Below are 18,870 nucleotides of genomic sequence, written 5' to 3' on the forward strand. Positions count from 1 at the left end.
GATTGATTAAAAACCGCTGTAAATAGAAAATTTCACCCTTTAGAGCAAGCAGAAAATTGGAAATTTACCATAAAATGCTATCATAAAAAAGACATGTCTTTCTTATCTTTGCAAGATTATCTTCGTGCAAGATAAAAATTTTTATTGGAATAAAATATCATAAAACGTGTAAAATAATCATATCATGTAAAATCAAGCAGAATGTGTGTGTATGAGCATTTAAACCGGTTTTTAGCACAAAAATAATTCCCCTTTCATTTTTGGAGAAATCTATATGAGAAGCATAGCAGATAAAAAACTTGTCATTGCTACACATAACACCGGAAAATTGCATGAAATCACTACTTTAATTACGCCTTTCGGTTTAATAATACAATCGGCAAAAGAACTGGGCTTGCCAGAACCAAAAGAAACGGGAAAAACATTTGAAGAAAATGCTTATATTAAAGCTTTTTCAGCAGCAAAAAAAACAGGACTTCCTGCACTCTCTGATGATTCAGGCTTAGAGGTAGATGCATTGGAGGGTGCGCCAGGCGTTTATACCGCTGATTGGGCAATTCAAGCCGATGGTACACGTAATTTTCCAAAAGCTATGAAAAAAATAGAAAATGAACTCCAAAAAGTCGGAGCACGAGAAAAAAGTCAACGGAAATGCCGTTTTATATCCATCATTTGCATTGCATGGCCTGATGCTCATGCAGATTACTTCCGCGGATGCGTTGAAGGAACGTTCATTTGGCCTCCACGGGGAGACAAAGGCTTTGGTTTTGATCCTATTTTTTTACCCGATGGATATGAAAATACCTTTGGAGAAATGTCAACAGAGCAAAAACACAACTGGAAACGTAATGATCTTCTCCCTCTTTCGCATCGCGCACGTGCTTTCAAACTTTTGGCAGAAAACCTTTTAGCATTCTCATGAATGAACCTTTCGGCATTTACATTCATTGGCCCTTTTGTGCAGCTAAATGTCCTTATTGTGACTTTAATTCGCATGTTCGCATCCATGGTGTTGATCAACCACGTTTTGTCACCGCCTTTAAGCGCGAAATAGAAACGCAATACCACAAAATAGGCCCACGCCATATTACAAGTATTTTTATTGGTGGAGGAACCCCTTCTCTTATGGAGCCACAGACTGTCGATGCCCTATTGCAAGCACTTGCAAAAAAATGGGTAGTCGATGATAAAGTTGAAATTACATTAGAAGCCAATCCATCCAGTGTGGAAGCAGAGCGCTTTCGTGGATACCGTGCGGCAGGTGTTAATCGCTTATCTCTAGGAATACAAGCGCTCAATGATAAAGCATTGCGCAAACTTGGCCGACTCCATAATGTGGAACAAGCTCTTTGCGCCATTACTTTAGCACGGAAAATTTTTCCACGTTTATCCTTTGATCTCATTTATGCCCGTCCCGAACAAACCCTTGAACAATGGAAATCTGAACTTGTACAAGCAATTGATTTAGCAGCGGACCATCTTTCTCTTTATCAATTGACAATCGAAGAAGGAACTGCCTTTAAACGGCTTCATGATGCAGGAAGACTTATCCTTCCCCCATCAGAGCTAGCAACAGATCTGTATCATCTTACTCAAGAAATAACGGCACTAAATGGACTTCCTGCCTATGAAATCTCAAACCATGCAATGCCCGGTGCCGAATCAGCACACAATCTTCTTTATTGGCGTTATCACCAATATGCAGGCTTTGGTCCAGGAGCACATGGACGTTTCATTGAGCATACACCGAATCATTCCTATTTCTGTTCAAAAACATTGTCATCACACCTTGAAAACCGCGAACGTTATGTCACAATAAATGAAAAGCATCCCGAACAGTGGCTTAATTTGGTAGAAACAACAGGACATGGCTGTATTGAAACAGAACATTTAACCACTGAACAACAGGCAAATGAAATGCTCCTTATGGGATTACGCCTTTGCGAAGGCTTAGAACTTATACGCTATGAAACCTTAAGCCCTAAACGCATTCCAATGGAAAAACTGATCGATTTACAACACCAAGAATTGATAGAAATGGTGGATAACCAACGCTTAAAAGCAACAACCAAAGGACGTATTGTTCTTGATCACATCATCAGCCAACTCGCAAACTAAAGTTTTTATAACAACATACTTATTTTAATCATAATTATCATTTTTCACAGCAAAGGTGAGATTAGAATATCGTGAGATTCTCTCATTTCAAAACTATTTATAGCAAGCTAGTTACCGCCATTTGCTTACACCTTAAAAAGGGAGAAGCATGTGGATAAAAACTATAAAAAAGGAGTAAAAAGGCCTCTGATGAACACTCTTAAATGCTAAAAGCTATTGCAATATTTTGAGCTAGAAAATGTATGGTGCTCTAACTTTATTTTTCATAAACATAAAGATGAGGAGGCACTGTAGACTTTATACGCTTCACGGAAAATTTTATACTACACTATTCATAAGCACCGTAGTGGCATAAATGTGATAAACATTGAGAAAATTTCTTTAAAACAAGTATGTGAATGCATAATACGATAATGTATTGTTCTTTATGAAATCGTGGCACCATTTAAAGAACCAGAGAAATAAGCATGAAGCCATGCATCAGTCTCTGATTATTTAAAAAGATATTACTCTAGTTACTTTTGAAAACCGTAAAGCCGAATAAAAAAGGAGAGTAAAAAAGCACGCTGATTTTCACCTTTATACCTTTTATATTTTCCCTCAATCAGGTTGTGGTTGTATGTCTGTTTCAGAGATTATAAAAAATAGATATACACAATACTTTTATCCTATTCTGGCATATAAAAGCTGTTGTCGCAAAAAATACTGAACCAATATTTATTTGAGATACGCGGCTGTATGATTGGTGTTGATTTATAGATAACAGCAACATCATGAGCTTTATTACACAAATAATGCACTCAAATGGCAAATATACCAAATATGAATCGAGATTGCTTTGTTAGCGAGCGAAATGACATTAATCCCATATAATTTCACTTGTATGCGTACATGCTTATGAGTATCTATACGCGTCCTTTAAGGTTATTTTATTAAAAAATTGAGAATAATACTAGGACAATCCTTGGCTAAAGAAGTCAACGTGATGCTACAAAAGAATTTCTGTGTACCTTTATCATAACCAATATTAAAGCTGATTAAATAAGCTCACCTTCTATCTCGTAATGATATTGCAACGGAAGTTCTTGGGGACAAAAAAAGCAGAGCAAAATATATGAAATAAAATAAACTTAAAGCGCTTTTCCTATAGTCTTTATTCTAAGAGAGTCTAATTGAAATAAGAGGTACCTTTTGTGAGAGCTCAGAAACCATATTAAAACATGAGCTGTGAATGAGCGCATTTATGTTGTACAAACTTTTTACAATAGCAACATGTTTTTGTGTGTCTTCATGGCTTCAACCTGTCACTACACAATGATGATATAATATTCATTGTTTTCCATATATGATTGCACTGCCTTTCTACACCTTAAAGAACGAATATTTTCAATCTAATATGGTCTAAATAGTTCTGCTTCTTCAAGCAGTCCTCTTTTGGCTTTCCAATTATGTAATTCAATTAACTAAAGATTCTACAGACAAGAATCCCAACTTAAGAATATTCATCACTTACTCTAAAACCACTTAATATATTAAGTTTTACGGAACTCGTATCACCATACCTTAAATGGTAATATCTTATGGCACAACAAGATAAAAGTATTTTTGAACCAGCAATCTTTTCTTTATGAAAAAAAATCAATAATAAAACGCTCATAAATAGTAGTAAGCGTTTCCACTGCATCAAGGGACACACACTCATCTACCATATGCATCGTTTGCCCTGGTAAGCCGAATTCAACCACTGGGCAATAATCCTTAATAAATCGCGCATCCGAACTACCACCTGAAGTGGAACATTCTGGTATATTCCCTGTTACACTTTTAATAGCATTGGATAAAGTTTGAATAAGTTTATCATTTTTGGTTAAAAAAACATCCCCTAAACTTGGAATCCATTCAAGCTGATAAGAGGGATATTGGTTACCATTGTTTTTTGATTGCACCAAAGCAAGACGCTTTTCAATTTCCTCCACCAGTGTTTCTTTTGTCCAAAGATCATTGTAGCGTATATTAAAACGAACTGTTGTCTGCGCTGGGATAATATTGACTGTTAAATTACCGGTATCGATGCTTGTTAGCTCTAGATTACTAGGTTGAAAATTCTCTGTCCCTTTATCTAAAGCAGTTTGTGTCAATGCTTGAATAAGCTTACTTGCCAAAGGCAAGGGATTAGCAGCCCGCTCTGGAAAAGCAACATGACCTTGGCAACCCTTCACGGTAATAATACCAGAAATCGATCCGCGGCGACCAATTTTGATAATATCACCAACAGTCTTTACGCTTGTTGGTTCCCCCACAAGAGCCGCAGTCCATTTTTCACCTTTTTTTTCTGCCCATTTGAGAAGTTTTACCGTACCATTAACAGCAGGCCCCTCTTCATCACCAGTAATTAAAAGGCTTACCCTTCCTTTAATGGGTCGTTTCTCAAAAACTCGCGCTAGAGCCGCAATAAAACAAGCGATTCCACCCTTCATATCAACAGCACCCCGCCCATATAATTTTCCTTGATCTATGACAGCTTCAAAAGGTGGATAAGTCCAATCTTCCAATGCACCTGGCGGTACGACATCCGTATGACCCGCAAACATAAGATGGGGTCCTTCACTTCCCATTTTTGCATAAAGATTTTCAACATTGTCTGTATTTTTATCCGTAAAAATAGGGCGCTCGACATGAAATCCCATTTTTTTCAAAAATTGTTCCAAAGTTGATAACGCCCCTGCTTCATGAGGTGTAACAGAAGGACAACGAATAAGTGCCTGTAATAGCTGAAGTGGATCTGTAAGAACAGACATAAAAAACCTTCCCATTTTTTATAAGTCATCGGAACTTAGGGTTATTACGCTGAATTACAAAAAAGATAAAGTAAAAACATTGAAGACACTCAGCAAACCAAGCAGGGGAGAACAATCGTGCTGAGAGCTTCAATGGCTTCCTCATTATACATGAGCAAGCACACACACAACAAAACACTCAACAAAAAGTTCCGTTAAATATTGCCTTCATTTGAAAGTTTTTTACGCCTCTAAATTATATGAATCAAAATTAATTGCATGCAGTCTAGGAGCATTTTCTTTCAACCAAGCACGATATGTTTTACTATCAGGACATAGCTCTTCACAAAGAGCCCAAAATCTTGGCCCATGATTCATTTCAACAAGATGAGCAACTTCATGGGCAACAACATATTCCACAACTTCTTTTGGCGCCATAATAAGGCGCCAAGAAAAAGAAAGACGCTTATCTATTGAACAAGAGCCCCAACGACTTCTCGTATCTTTATAACAAATGGATTTGACTTTACGCTCTACCTGATGAGCATAATGTGCCACCAAAGGCGTTATAATAAGCGCCGCTTGTTTTTTTAAAACGTCAGCAATGCGTCTTGGAAGATATTCTAATTGACCATAAACAATAATTTCAGGCCCTTGCTCCGCATCTGCTGTAATGATTTCTGTTACTCCACGTCCCTCTCTATGTTTTATGGTATGAGAAACACCCAATAAGGGAATTGTCGCCCCCTCTTTGAGATAAGCATTTTTATGAGAGATTTGTACATGAGCAAGACGTGCCTCAATCCAAGATCGATGCTTTTCAATAAAATTTTCAACCGCATAGAGATTTATTGCTGGTGGTGTTGTTACACAAATCTCCTGACTTCTGGCATCAATACGTAAGGTAAGACGGCGCGCATACTTATTTTCCCGCACCCGTACAGGTACAGAGCGCTCAGAAAAAATAAAATGCTGTTTAGAAATGCTCATATATTTTTATCTTCATCAATAAATGTACCCCTTACTTTGCATTAATCTGATTAATAAAAGATCTCAATACTGTTTCAAGGCAATCTAAATCTTGTGGACGAGAAAAGCGATGATCTGCATCACGAACAAGTGTCAATGTTACATCATGGAGAGGTAAATGATCAAGTAAAGTCAATGTATGCTGATAGGGAATATCTTCATCTTCCATCCCTTGTAGAATATGGACTGGACACCCAACATCAATGCATCCTTTCATAACACAATTTTCGCGCCCATCTTCAATCAATGTTTTTGTAAAGGGCATTGGCTCTGTATCATCAACTGCAGGTCGTTCAATATAGCCTTTCTCCTCCAAAATCTTCCATTCTTCTGGGCCTAATTTTGGTTCCACCAATGTTTGTGTAAAATCAGGTGCTGGAGCAATCAATACCATGCCAGCAAGCTTCTTATTTTTCTGTGCTAGCATCATAGCAAGCCTTAGCGCAATCCACCCACCCATAGAGGAACCAATCAAAATTTGTGGACCCTCACAATAGGTTTCAAAAGTCGCTAAACTTTCCTTAACCCAACGCGAAATTGTTCCTTGAAAAAAATCACCTTCAGATTCTCCATGTCCAGAATAATCAAAACGTAAACAAGACAAATCATTCTTCTGAGCAAACTGATCAACTAACGTTGCCTTACTTCCTAACATATCGGATTGATAGCCAGGAAGCCAAACCAAACCTGGAGATTGGCGCCCCTTGCGATAGCGTACTGCAAGTGCGGTGTTCTCAAATGAAAAAAACTGACAAGGAATATTTTGATCCATGATTCTTTATCCTCCATAAAATAATTTCTTTAAATTAAGAGAAAAACTTTTATAATCTAAATCATCCCAAAAAGTAATAAATCAAATAATGAAAATAACACGAATTATAGTTGTTTTTAGGTACATAATTGTATATTAAATTAACTGTAGTTGAATCAAAATTTAAGGAGCATAAACCATTCGTAAACCGTTTAAAATGACACCTACCCAAAAAGACGGACCACGTTCAAATCAGGATATTCGGGTACCTCATGTTCAGCTTATCAATGATGAGGGACAACATCAGGGAGTTGTTTCGATACAAGAAGCTCTTGCTATGGCTGCAGATGCGGGACTTGATTTGGTTGAAATTGTACCAAATGCGGAGCCACCTGTATGTAAAATCATCGATTTGGGAAAATTAAAATATCAAACCCAAAAAAAAGCTGCTGAAACACGTAAGAAGCAAAAAGTCATCGAAATCAAAGAGATTAAGATGCGCCCAAATGTTGATGTCCATGATTATGGAGTCAAACTCAAGGCTGTTCATCGCTTTATTGATCATGGTGATAAAGTAAAGATTACTTTGCGTTTTCGTGGTCGTGAGATGGCTCACCAAGATCTTGGATTAAAGCTTCTTCAGCGTGTGAAAGAAGATACAAGTGAAATTGCCAAAATCGAATTGGAGCCAAAGCTTGAAGGCCGGCAAATGATGATGGTGATAGCACCTAAATAGTTTTGCATTGGAATAATATTCGCATGCAATTCATCAAAATGATGTGTATAGTATTATTTAGAAGCACCACATAGAGTTTTTGTGGTGCTTTTAAGGTTTTATAAATGTGTATAAATCCTTTTAAGAGTTTAATAATGCTTGATCGATTTATAAGAAGAATTCATTATTTTGCATATTAAATGAGAAAACTCAAACATCGTAAGGTCTTCTTATTTCAAGCTCTCTGTATCATGCAATGCGGCAAAATTGTTTGCTTACACATCACAAATGGAGATGATACATAAAAATTATCAAAAAAGCAGAAATGTTTTTTGTGAACTATTTCAAGTGCCAAAGACTATCACAATATGGAAATTGGTAAATACAATAGTGAAACTTGCCGGTACCTTTTATTGAAAACTAAAAATAATGATGAACAACGAATTTTCGTTATACCTTTCACAGAAACTTTGCACTACATTCTTCACTCTCACCATCGTGAAATTGATGTGATGAACCTTGAAAGAAAAAGCTATTTTTGTAAAAAAGATTAAGGGGCTTCTTAATTAAGAGTGTTTCAATCTTGCATAAAATAATGAGAGAATATAGAAGCTCTTCATGGCTAAAAAACAAATTTCCTCTTTTGACAAACATCTTATTATCCGCCTTTTGCGAGAAAATTTTCGTAAACATATGCGTTGGTATAGTGCGGCTATCTTCTCAATGATCATCATTTCTTGTACCACAGCAACCAGTGCATGGATTATGCGGGATGTTGTTAATCAGATTATTGATGCACAAAATTTTCCTATGATTGTTTTGATTTCTAGCTTCATTGCTTTTATCTTTATTCTCAAAGGAGTTGCAACTTTTTTCCAAACTTACTTTCTAAACAAAGCAGGCAATAGTATCATTGCTGAACAACAGCGTAAAATTTTTGCACGACTTATGGAACAAGGAGTCTCTTTTTATCATAATAACACTTCATCTGATCTTCTTGTTCGTGTAACTCATAATGCGACAGCCGTACGTAATATAATTGATACTATTATCACAACTTTTGTACGTGATTTGCTTTCCGTTAGTGGTCTGTTGCTTGTCATGTTCATTCAAAACTTTGTGTTAATCTCCATTACTTTAATCGTAGGACCACTAGCTTTTTTAGGCGTTCGAATGGCTTTAAAACGCGTTCGCAGCTTGATGGAAAAAGAGCTCCTTTCACTTGGTGAAATTATCAAAATCGTACAGGAAACGGCTGTTGGTATTCGAATCATCAAGGCCTTTTCACTAGAAGAAGTCATGAAAAAACGGATGGACAAAGCCATTTGTGATGTTGAAAAACAAACAAACAGTATTGCAACACTCGAAGCTATTACCAATCCAATTATGGAAACACTCACGGGTGTTGCCATTGCAGGTATTATTTGTTTTTCCGGTTATCTTGCAACCCAACGCGCAGGTGTTCAAGGTGAATTTATGTCCTTTATTGTTGCTTTACTTTTAGCTTATGAACCCGCAAAAAGACTAGCAAATGTACGTGTTAAAATTGAATCTGGCTTGGTCAATATCCGTACGATGTTTGAAATACTCGATTGTCCCCTTACAGTTGTAGAACATAAAGAAGCTAAAGATCTGAATAAAACGCAAGGAACTATTCGTTTCGAACATGTTTCTTTTGCATACACTAATAACAAAATGATATTGAAAGACATCAACCTAGAAATAGAAGCCGGAAAAATGACAGCATTGGTGGGACCATCCGGTTCGGGAAAATCAACCCTTATCAACCTTATTATGCGCCTCTATGACCCCACAAAAGGACGCATATTGATTAATGATCAAGACATTCGCTACACAACATTTCGCTCTCTGAGAAACCTGATGGCCTATGTAGGACAGGATACTTTTCTCTTTCAAGGAACTGTTAAATATAATATCGGACTTGGAAAAGAAGGAGCTAGTGATGACGAAATTATCGAAGCAGCAAAAGCAGCAAATGCTCATGACTTTATTATGAGTTTGTCAAATGGTTATGATACACAGATAGGTGATAATGGCTGTAATCTTTCAGGGGGGCAAAAACAACGACTCGCTATCGCTAGAGCAATGATTCACGATAGTGAAATTCTGATTCTTGATGAAGCAACGAGTGCGCTCGATTCACACACCGAAGCACAAATTAATGAAGCTATTCATCACCTTACTAAAGGACGCACAACGATCATTATTGCTCATCGCCTTTCAACGATTGCTCGTGCTCATAAAATTGTGGTCATACAAAATGGACAACTAATTGAACAAGGTACTCAAAAAGAATTGCTAGCAAAAGAACATGGGTTTTATAAAAAACTTCATAATATCCAGTTCAAAAAACATACCTCCTAATTTCTAGATCCTTAAATAAAATTTGAAATAAAAAATGGATAGAAGGTAATGCTCCATTTATAAAAAAGACTTGTTACCAAGAAAAAGCATTACTTTAATCAAAGTTTGCGAAGAATTTATGGTTTATTGAAAATAAACTTCTTGGATTTAAATGAAAACTTTACTCGCTATTTTGTTGAATGCAATTGACTTTAACCATGAAATTTCAAAAACCCCTTCCCTTCCTCAAATAAGTGTTGAAACATTCATAAGTGTTGTGAATCCTGAAAGAGAGAGCATCAAGGTTTGAAAAAATTATCGCGGATGATAATGAATCTGGATCAATACAACCTTTATCCGTGTTTATCCCTGCACTGATAATTTTTTTCTCCACACAACTTTTAAAGGACAAAGACTCTACCCAATCTGATCTGTAAACAATCTAGATTTTTATTGAGCTCATTCCACTTGATAACAACTTATGTGATTCACTTATACAAGGCTTACCCTAAATATTCACCACGTGCTTTCAGAATACTGTGTCAAAAAGGCTTACATACCTTATATCGCCACACCTCAAATGTCGGTCTTTTATGGTACAACAGAATAAGCTAACAATTATAAATTGTGTTGCAAATTATAGATACACTCCGTTTAAAAGAAAAACATTGAAAAAATAAGAGAGGTTTTATTATAAAACTTTTTTACTGTTGTAGCTTGCTTTAAAGCAAGCTTTGCTGTTTTTTCTACATTTAGAAACTAAAATGATATTCCTCCAATACTTTAACTGCTTGAAGAGTTTATAAATGCACAACGTTAGTGCTTATATAAGGCTATAATTTCAATATGCAAAAAAACAGATGAAAAGCAAAATGACATTCCTCTTTCTTTTAACCGCTAAAATAGAAAAATACGACATATAACTCTGATAAATATTTTTACAAAAATATCTTTTAATATACATTTTAATACTTTGATTTATAATCATAATTTGTTATTTTACATCTTAAACAAAAGATAAGATGTAATTTGCTTATTGCAAATTTTCTTTATATTTATGATGAATCAATCAAAAGCGCTTGTTGTACGTCATAAGAGATATTGGTATATGCATAAAAACTCTTAAGATAAGCAATAAAAATACCTCTACACTTTCAAGTGAAAAGATTGTCAGCAACATGAGAAGCTGAAAAATAGAATGATAATGCCGGCTTATAGCTTTAGTAAATACTTATACCTTTATTAATAACGGTAGTGTGGATTTTATACCATTCATAAGAGGTACTTTATACCATTTCACAAGCAATCTTATGAAATAGACTCAAGCGCACACTGAGAAATGTTGCTTTAAAACAAGTACATAAACTTGCAATACAATAATGTTATATTTTGGAGTATTCTGTTCGCGGAGCTATTCGTTATAAGAAAAGTGATCTCATTCAAGACACAATAAACAAAAATCTAAAATAATAGGTAATTTTTATTATTAAAAAATATTGCTTTAAATGCGTTTGACAATAAAATCGATGTCTTATGAATTCTCCGCTTAACGCTTTTGTTTATCACGTTCTTTAATGGAATCATGTCCTTCACATAAAAACAGAATGCCATTGTGTTGCAAATTCACGTGCTTGTTTTAAAGAAACCTCTCTCAAAGTCTTCCCCAAGCCCATTTCGCGATAACGTCCGTGAATTGTATAATGATAAATCCATTAAGCTGCCCTATCTTTACGCTTATGGAGTAACAAGCCGGCACCATTCACACTATTCTGCCAGTCCCTAATGTTGCGACAGCTCTTAGTTCTCGAGATGATTCATAAGAGGCATTTTTAGTCATTTCTTAATAGTTTTATCCACACAGAATTCTCCGCTTGTAGCATGCAAGCCGAATGGTTTTGATTGATTCAATACGAAAGAGATTAGTAATGAGAGAATCATATAATATTCAAAGTTCTAATTCAAGTTGAATAACAATAAATTATCTTTATAAATCAATATATTGCACACACTCCATTCTTTAGGCAACAGCACGATATGGGCTTGAAAACAAGGTAAGGTATTTCTCTAAAATAAATATATAGCAGCAAAATAACATACTATCTTTCGTGAAGATTTTTTCCCTTTAGAGAATAGCATAAACAAAAAATCGAATATTTCAGATATATCTCTTCACGCCTCAACAAAAAGCTTCTTCTTTTATAGGATTTCTAGTCTATCTCTTCTTCCTCAGATTTAGAAATGAGAGACAAAAAACGAAGAAATTGTTTTTTTAAATTCAATCTTTAATAATCTCTTTCATAAAAGAGACCTATACTAGAATTTTGTTCATTTCCTATGGCACCTTTAGCTTTGAGATGACGCGAAATATCTAAATTAATTGTCCCTTTCGTCGTTCCATCAGACCCTGCTTCAAAGCCCAAATAAATATTATTGTGTATGTAGCGTCCAATACGTAAGCCTGTATTCCCCTTCTCATTAACGATAACATCAAGATCATCAAGTCCAATTTTAGTTCGTAAAGTATTCAACAAAGATGTATTAGAACTACCTGCAAGATCAGCCGCTGCTGCTGCAAGTTGAGCAATCTGAAATGGTGATAATTCATTAAGAGAGCGATTAAAAATCAAACGCGCCAAAATCTCATCCTGAGGCAAATTTGGTTGTGATGAAAAATTAATATCAAGATTATCAACCGTCCCACTTACAGTTACAGTGACGCGAATATCACCACTGTTATTGTTGGTTACAAAATAAACCGTAGGATTAAGATTACCACTAAAACTCGCTTGTCCTTGATCAAAATTAAGACGTTGCGACAGGATATCAAAACGTCCACGAATCATTCTAAATTCACCAACTGGATGCACATCATTCAATGGACCTGCTAGATTAATGCGTCCTCCCAGTTCAGCATCTAAGCCTTTTCCGCGTACAAAAAATTGATTGCGTGCTGTAATACGCATATTTGATAGCACGACAGATGAAGATTCTTGTGTAACTATACGGCTTTTGCTTTTGTTCGTGTTCTTAACATCAGCACGTTCAAGTGTTGTTTGAATCGATTTAGTTAAATTCTTATTTCTAACATCAAGAAACTTGGCACTTTTAAAATGATCAGGAACAAAAACTTCAGCTTTTTCAACGATGATATCACCACCAAGAACAAGACTATTTAAAAAATGACCTGTCATTGTCATCTCACCTGATAATGTTGCCAGAATCATAGAACCATCATTATAATTGGCATTATCAAGATGAAATATCAAATCTGTCTCTAGACCATTAGAGATACGACCTGAAGCAGAAATTCCTCCCCCCTCAAACGAAGAAGCTGAAGCTTTTTCTATAAGGATATGATCACCTTTCAATTTGCCTTCAATCGTTATATTATTCAATCCTACATTTGTTTGTGAATCAAAAAAGCTACCGTCGCCTATAGAAATATTTCCTATCAATTGTGGCTTTGATAATGACCCATTAAGAGCTGTATCAATTCTTGCTGTACCCGTTATATGTGCACCACGCTTAGCTAATAAGAGATTAACAAAATCAAGAGGCATTATCCCTTTAACGTTTAATTTTGCCTCTGAACCATTAAGAGATAAAGGCCCATGGATGGAAAGATCTAATCCTTTATCTCCAGTAGCTATCATATTTTCAATATGAAATGTCGATTTTTTATAAGAACCACGAGCATTTATATTGATTGACATCGGTCCTTTATGCGTCATAGCGGTTAAATTTTGACTAGAAAGCTCAAAATGAGCAGATGGATCCTTCATTGTTCCATCAATATCAACTTTACCTATTACTGTCCCATCAAGCGCTTGTCCTGCAATAAAACCATTCGCCAAACGTGCAGATAAATTTTGCAAATTAATATGAAGATCAAGCGCATTTTTCTCTAGAGATACACGCCCCTGAGCTTGTGCTTGTATTCCTTCTCCTGTTAAATTTGCATTCAAAGTAAGATTTTGATCTACAGTGTTTCCCGTAGCAGAAAAAGAAAAAGGCATAATTTTTTTATCTTGAAAAGCAACGGTTGTCAGTCCCTCACCTTTTATATCGTAAGTTATATCAGGTTTTTTTAAATGACCACGAATCATAACCTGCCCTGTTACACTCCCTGCTGCTCCAAGATCGGATTTCCACAAATTGACTAAAGTAGCAGGAAGGGCATTCATTGTAAGTTGTAAATTCAGGGTATCTTGAATATTTCCTGCTAAGATGATGTTGCCCCCATTTATTGCAATTCCTAATTCATTGATTGTCATTCCATCTTTATCAAAAGAAATTATAGATGGCTTCGGCAATGTTGCATGAAAAGTGTGTTGTTTTAAGTCCACAGCTTCAATTTGCACTTCTCGTTTTATACTTTCTGGAAGTTCCTCAACCATTAAACGACCAGAAAGCCTTGCATTGAGAGTATCATGCAACATCGCTTGGACAGTAAAAACCGTTTGTCCATTATTCCTATCGGCGTGAGCATTTAAACGATTGACCATTACCAAAGGTGTTTGAATATGTTCTGCATTGATAACTCCTTCAAACTGAGTCATGCCAAAAGGGTCGAATATGTCAGCATCTATTGCCAATTTTTTTATTTTATTCTTGGAAAAATTCAAATGGTTAACATGCGCCTTCACATTGGTTTTTTGTCTGCCATTTTGTTCATCAAAAATAAAATCTCCTTTTACTTTTCCACTACCATCCTGCAAAAATAACGCTGAAAGTACGGAAATATCATCGGCATCAATATGCAGCGCTCCTTTCAAAAAACCGCCAAGTTGTTGAGAAAGATCACCCGTTATTTTTGCACTTCCCCCTCTAATATCGATATTTTCAAGTTTTCGAATTTTATGAGAATCTTTAAAAGAGGCCGATAAATGCAAAGGTTTCTTAGCAAAAATTCCTTCACCTTTTATCCCCCCCGTTAAAGCAGTAACTGGTGCTGTATTATCTACAAGTACATCTATGTTAAATGTTGTGTTTTGAAGTTTCTTCCCTACGATTAATGCTTCAGCAATATGGGCACGTGTATTTAGTTTTATATGGCTATTGCGCCCTCTCGCCGTACTTTCAATCGTAAGCGCACCGCTTATCTTTGGATCTAATTTGGACAAATCAGATATTTCAGCAGATAGATCCATTTTAGCGCTTTCATCTGAAAAATAACCATTAGCCTTTATGTTTGTATATTGATTTTTCAAATTAAAATGACGAAAAATGAAACCCTTCGTATTTCGAGTAGCACCACCTGAAAGAGTGATGTTTCCTTTGAATAAACGATCAAAAGACTGCACGCCTATTTTCATATCGTCAGCCATTCCTGATAATTGGAGATCAAAAATGCCACTCAATAAATTGATCGTTCCTTTGGCTTTAATATCTGCACTACCAGAAAGTGATTGTTTACTGAACACTTCCAAAGGAGTTAATGTTTGAGCTTTTAAACCGAGATCGCCTTTAAAAACAAAATTCTCCATTGTCCCTTTTAACCAAGAAGAAAAACTCTGAGCCGTAACACTCAGATCATGAATCAAAATTGGTTTGTTCGAAACAATATCCGTATCTAAATGCACATGAACCGCTTGGCTTAAATTTTCTACTAACGCTCCCTTAATCTTTTTAACCCCTTGAAGCGTCCCTTTAACCTGAACACCAACATGACGAGAAGCTGCATTATCAAGATTTTCGCTTACTCCTCCCATATCAAAAATTGCATCGCGAATATAAATATTTTTATTGCTTAAATGATTTACAACCAACCGCCCATTCCAAGATTGTTGACCTTCGCGACCATAGTCAATGTTCAAAGCAAGAGTATTCGCAGGTTTTGGCACTTCTGATATAGGTAAATGAACAGACTCCTTTTCGTTATCAAGAGCCATTTTGCCATCAACAAAAAGCCGTCGCAAGAATCCATCGGCGGTTATTTCAGCATTGGCTATAACATTCATTGCTTTGTTCTGAATAACCATCTGATCAAGGTGTGTCACACCTTCTTTTGTTCTTCTTGCCTTTGCTTTTAATGTTATATCAGATTCGAAGAGACTACGATATTGAACAGGTATTAAAGGGCTCAGTGTTCCCTCTAATTTCGTAGAAAAACTCTGTCCTTCTGGAACACTTGCAAGAATAACATTACCATCTAAAATAGAATGATGATCGGACTCTAAAGAAAGTTTGATAACCAAATCATCAAAAGTACCATCACCTTTCACGACGAGACTTAATGCTGGACGTTGTTCAATGTTAAAAATATTCGCCAAAATACCATTTTGTGGTTCGTTAGCAGAAATATCAATTTGAGCTGTACGATTACTATCAGATATCTTGGTGAGAACAGAAAAAGAACCCGGTGCATCTAAACGATGCGCCGCTATATCGACATCAAAATTACCACCAGCCAAGGTGAAATTGCCTTTTAAGGACATATCAGCAGAAAAACCAAAAAGATTCTGTTCAAATGTCACATGTTGAGCTGTAAGCGTATTGATAGAAAGAGCAAGCGGCAATTTTGGTAAAGAGAACTTACCCGTCTCAAGGGAAGAAACAAAAGAAGAATTGCCTTGCGGTTTGCGTAAAAATGTAACCTGTTCTGCCGAAAGCTGGTTAATATCCATCCGCCCTCTCAGCAACGCTAGACGATTCCAATCCATTTTAGCATTGGTAATTTTAAGCCAAATCCCTTTTTTATCACTGACAGTAATAGTATCAATTGATGTTTGAGAAGACAGTGTCCCTTGCATATTGTGTAAACGAACTTGACGATTAGGTGTTGAAAGCTTTCGTTCAATTAAAGAAACAAACCATGAGCGATCATCTGTTTTCATTTCGCTAGAGGGAAGAATGTCTCCTCTTTGCGCAAAAACAAAACCACCCACCCAAAAAAACAAAAATACAAAGAAGAAAGCTGATAAACGTACACCTTTTTTCATTAAAATGCTTGCCCTATACCTACATAAAAACCAATGCGAGGGTCACCCTTCTCTCTCTTTAAAGGAAAGGCTAAATCAACGCGTAAAGGACCAAGACCCGTCATATAACGACCTCCTATACCGGCTCCCCATTTAATTTTTTGAGAAAAATCAAAATTCGCCTTTTCCCCTACTAAACCTCCATCAAGAAAACTGACAAACCCTATTTTATCATTTAAAGAAACACGCAATTCTGCTGACCCCTCAATAAGCGCCCGTCCACCAACAACCCCATCATTTTCTGTTTTGATACCAATATTACGGTAAGCATAACCACGAACAGAGCCCCCACCACCAGCAAAAAAAAGCGTATTTGCGGGTACTTGTGCTGTATCATTCCCAAGAATTGTACCAAGCTTTGCCCGCGCAGCAACAACAAAACGATCCCCTTCATCCAACGCCCAATAAGAACGACCTTCTGCTGTTACTTTTGCAACAAAGTTGCTAAAACGCATCTCATAAAAAGGCTCAATGAAAACTTCACCATATAAACCTTTTGTTGCATTAAACTTATTATTACGACTATCGTAAATCAAACCGCTAGGGAAACCGATTGTTGTAAAATTACGGCTCCCAAAATAGATATCGCGTGAATAACCATTTGAAACTTCTACAGCAGCCTGTCCCGATAGATTACCATTAAAAATATGCGTAATACCTAATTTTCCTTTGATGGCTTTTGTCGTATAATTTTCTAAAACATCTTGTTGTATTTTTAATTCTGACCTGAAATCTGTATCTGGCGTGAGTACACCGGGCTTTATAAATGTGCCACCGAAAAGATAATCAAAATTTTTAAAATTATATGATTGCTTTTTATTGCTACCAACACCACTTATTTTTGTTTCAATTTTAAGAGTCTCTGCATGACCAAAAAGATTGTTATGCATCCAATAAGTCTCAAAACCAGCACCGTCTAAAGTTGAATAGCTACCGCCTACACCAAAACGACGCGGTTTACGTTCTTGTACAACAAGTGCAAGCGGTAAACTACCATCTAGATTAATAGTATCAGCCTCACGTATATTGATAGCACGAAAAACACCAAGGCGCGCAAGACGTTCATTTGCCTTAGCTAACGCATCAGAATCGTATATCTGCCCTGGTTTCAATCCGGTCATCCACGCGATATAAGCTGAATCTACACGTGGTTTCTTACTTATATTACGCACACTTAAAGGACCATAATAAGCCTTTTGTCCAGGAGCAACAACAATCCGTCCTTCAACACGCAACGCAGCATGGTCAGCCACGACCTCACTCTTCATAATTTTAGCTTTAGCATAACCTTGTTGCCGCCATCCTTCTATCGCCCATTTTTCTGCTTTCAAAATGGTTTCAGATTTAGCAATAGCCCCAACTTTATAGCCCAATTCTTCAATTGTGGGCATTTTATGCGCTTTACGTTTTTCAAACGGAGCTACTTTATCAATATTTGCAATACTAAAAACATATTGTGGACCAGCATTAATTGTAATAACAATATTAGACCGTGCTGGAAGTTGAGTTACCGGACTTAAATCAGCGACTTCTAAGCCATTAATTTTAATACTAATAACACCACCATAGCGTCCATCAGCATAAAGAGCAGAAAGAATTGCTCGATAATCTGAACGCGCCTTGGCGAGCAAACCAGAAGAACTGGCGGATGCTTTCTCTTTATCAGCAACAAGAGAAGAAACAGATTTAACTATTTTTATACCTTCTAATGGTGCACCTGGCGGTGCAACAACATCAACTTTATAAAATTTCTCTGTACTTTTGGCATAATGTGAAGAAGAATTTGTTTTCTTTTGACCAAAAAGAGGGATGCCGAAAAAATCAAATGCAGCAAGTGGCTGTGGAAAAGAAAAAGCAAAACACAAGCCTATAAATACACAGCGCACAGTCCCTGATTTTAACAAAATTCTTGTCTGGTATACCATAAAATCAGATACCTTATAATACACTTTGCATCTACTACGCTTTAAATAATATAAAAATAAGAAAGGTAAATATAATTACTTTGCACATTTTACACGTTTTATCACATCAAATAACACTCTGCGATACATAACGTTATCCTCCCCTTATATTTTCATAAAATTCTGCACTGTTGTATAACACGAACAGCCTCATTCTTTTTTTCTTAACATA

9 protein-coding genes and 1 pseudogene are annotated in these 18,870 nt (G+C 36.2%); 4 read left to right on the forward strand and 6 right to left on the reverse strand.

Annotated features, from left to right (window positions below; all coding sequences use genetic code 11):
- Positions 1–274: 274 nt before the first annotated feature.
- Together rdgB and hemW are read left to right on the forward strand one after the other, a co-directional pair.
- Positions 275–922, forward strand: a complete 648-nt coding sequence (gene rdgB, locus ACFIO5_RS00490) for an RdgB/HAM1 family non-canonical purine NTP pyrophosphatase (RefSeq protein WP_375633671.1) — start codon at positions 275–277, stop codon at positions 920–922.
- Positions 919–2,118, forward strand: a complete 1,200-nt coding sequence (hemW, locus tag ACFIO5_RS00495) for a radical SAM family heme chaperone HemW (protein WP_375633670.1) — start codon at positions 919–921, stop codon at positions 2,116–2,118. The genes rdgB and hemW overlap by 4 nt, the downstream gene beginning before the upstream one ends.
- Positions 2,119–3,743: 1,625 nt before the next feature.
- Here hemW and dapE read toward each other — a convergent pair.
- The 3 genes from dapE to ACFIO5_RS00510 form a co-directional block, all read right to left on the reverse strand.
- A complete protein-coding gene (gene dapE, locus ACFIO5_RS00500) occupies positions 3,744–4,916 on the reverse strand; it encodes a succinyl-diaminopimelate desuccinylase (protein ID WP_375617489.1) in 1,173 nt (390 codons plus the stop codon).
- A 222-nt stretch (positions 4,917–5,138) separates the two neighbouring features.
- Positions 5,139–5,885 carry a M48 family metallopeptidase gene (locus ACFIO5_RS00505; protein ID WP_375611379.1) on the reverse strand — a complete coding sequence of 249 codons (747 nt, stop codon included), beginning with the start codon at positions 5,883–5,885 and terminating at the stop codon, positions 5,139–5,141.
- A 31-nt stretch (positions 5,886–5,916) separates the two neighbouring features.
- Positions 5,917–6,696, reverse strand: a complete 780-nt coding sequence (locus ACFIO5_RS00510; protein WP_375633669.1) for an alpha/beta hydrolase — start codon at positions 6,694–6,696, stop codon at positions 5,917–5,919.
- A 196-nt stretch (positions 6,697–6,892) separates the two neighbouring features.
- Between ACFIO5_RS00510 and infC the strand changes: the two genes are divergently transcribed.
- Complete coding sequence (gene infC / locus ACFIO5_RS00515) at positions 6,893–7,411, forward strand: translation initiation factor IF-3 (RefSeq protein WP_375617486.1); 519 nt, start codon at positions 6,893–6,895, stop codon at positions 7,409–7,411.
- A 597-nt stretch (positions 7,412–8,008) separates the two neighbouring features.
- Entirely contained in the window at positions 8,009–9,775 is a 1,767-nt protein-coding gene (locus ACFIO5_RS00520; protein WP_375617485.1) for an ABC transporter ATP-binding protein, read from the forward strand.
- A gap of 1,528 nt (positions 9,776–11,303) precedes the next feature.
- Here ACFIO5_RS00520 and ACFIO5_RS00525 read toward each other — a convergent pair.
- The 3 genes and pseudogenes from ACFIO5_RS00525 to ACFIO5_RS00535 all read right to left on the reverse strand — a co-directional run.
- Positions 11,304–11,581, reverse strand: a pseudogene (locus tag ACFIO5_RS00525) (Arm DNA-binding domain-containing protein); the annotation flags it as partial.
- A gap of 455 nt (positions 11,582–12,036) precedes the next feature.
- The gene (locus ACFIO5_RS00530) at positions 12,037–16,695 is read right to left on the reverse strand and encodes a translocation/assembly module TamB domain-containing protein (RefSeq protein ID WP_375705044.1); all 4,659 of its coding nucleotides are present in this window, start codon (positions 16,693–16,695) and stop codon (positions 12,037–12,039) included.
- A complete protein-coding gene (locus ACFIO5_RS00535; protein WP_375633986.1) occupies positions 16,695–18,659 on the reverse strand; it encodes an autotransporter assembly complex protein TamA in 1,965 nt (654 codons plus the stop codon). The genes ACFIO5_RS00530 and ACFIO5_RS00535 overlap by 1 nt, the downstream gene beginning before the upstream one ends.
- Positions 18,660–18,870: the final 211 nt, after the last annotated feature.

The sequence above is a fragment of the Bartonella sp. AA86SXKL genome, assembly GCF_042196885.1.

Coding starts and splice junctions, on each gene's coding strand:
- rdgB (WP_375633671.1), top strand. CDS start 275: ATGAGAAGCATAGCAGATAAAAAACTTGTCATTGCTACACATAACACC.
- hemW (WP_375633670.1), top strand. CDS start 919: ATGAATGAACCTTTCGGCATTTACATTCATTGGCCCTTTTGTGCAGCT.
- dapE (WP_375617489.1), bottom strand. CDS start 4,916: ATGTCTGTTCTTACAGATCCACTTCAGCTATTACAGGCACTTATTCGT.
- ACFIO5_RS00505 (WP_375611379.1), bottom strand. CDS start 5,885: ATGAGCATTTCTAAACAGCATTTTATTTTTTCTGAGCGCTCTGTACCT.
- ACFIO5_RS00510 (WP_375633669.1), bottom strand. CDS start 6,696: ATGGATCAAAATATTCCTTGTCAGTTTTTTTCATTTGAGAACACCGCA.
- infC (WP_375617486.1), top strand. CDS start 6,893: ATGACACCTACCCAAAAAGACGGACCACGTTCAAATCAGGATATTCGG.
- ACFIO5_RS00520 (WP_375617485.1), top strand. CDS start 8,009: ATGGCTAAAAAACAAATTTCCTCTTTTGACAAACATCTTATTATCCGC.
- ACFIO5_RS00530 (WP_375705044.1), bottom strand. CDS start 16,695: ATGAAAAAAGGTGTACGTTTATCAGCTTTCTTCTTTGTATTTTTGTTT.
- ACFIO5_RS00535 (WP_375633986.1), bottom strand. CDS start 18,659: ATGGTATACCAGACAAGAATTTTGTTAAAATCAGGGACTGTGCGCTGT.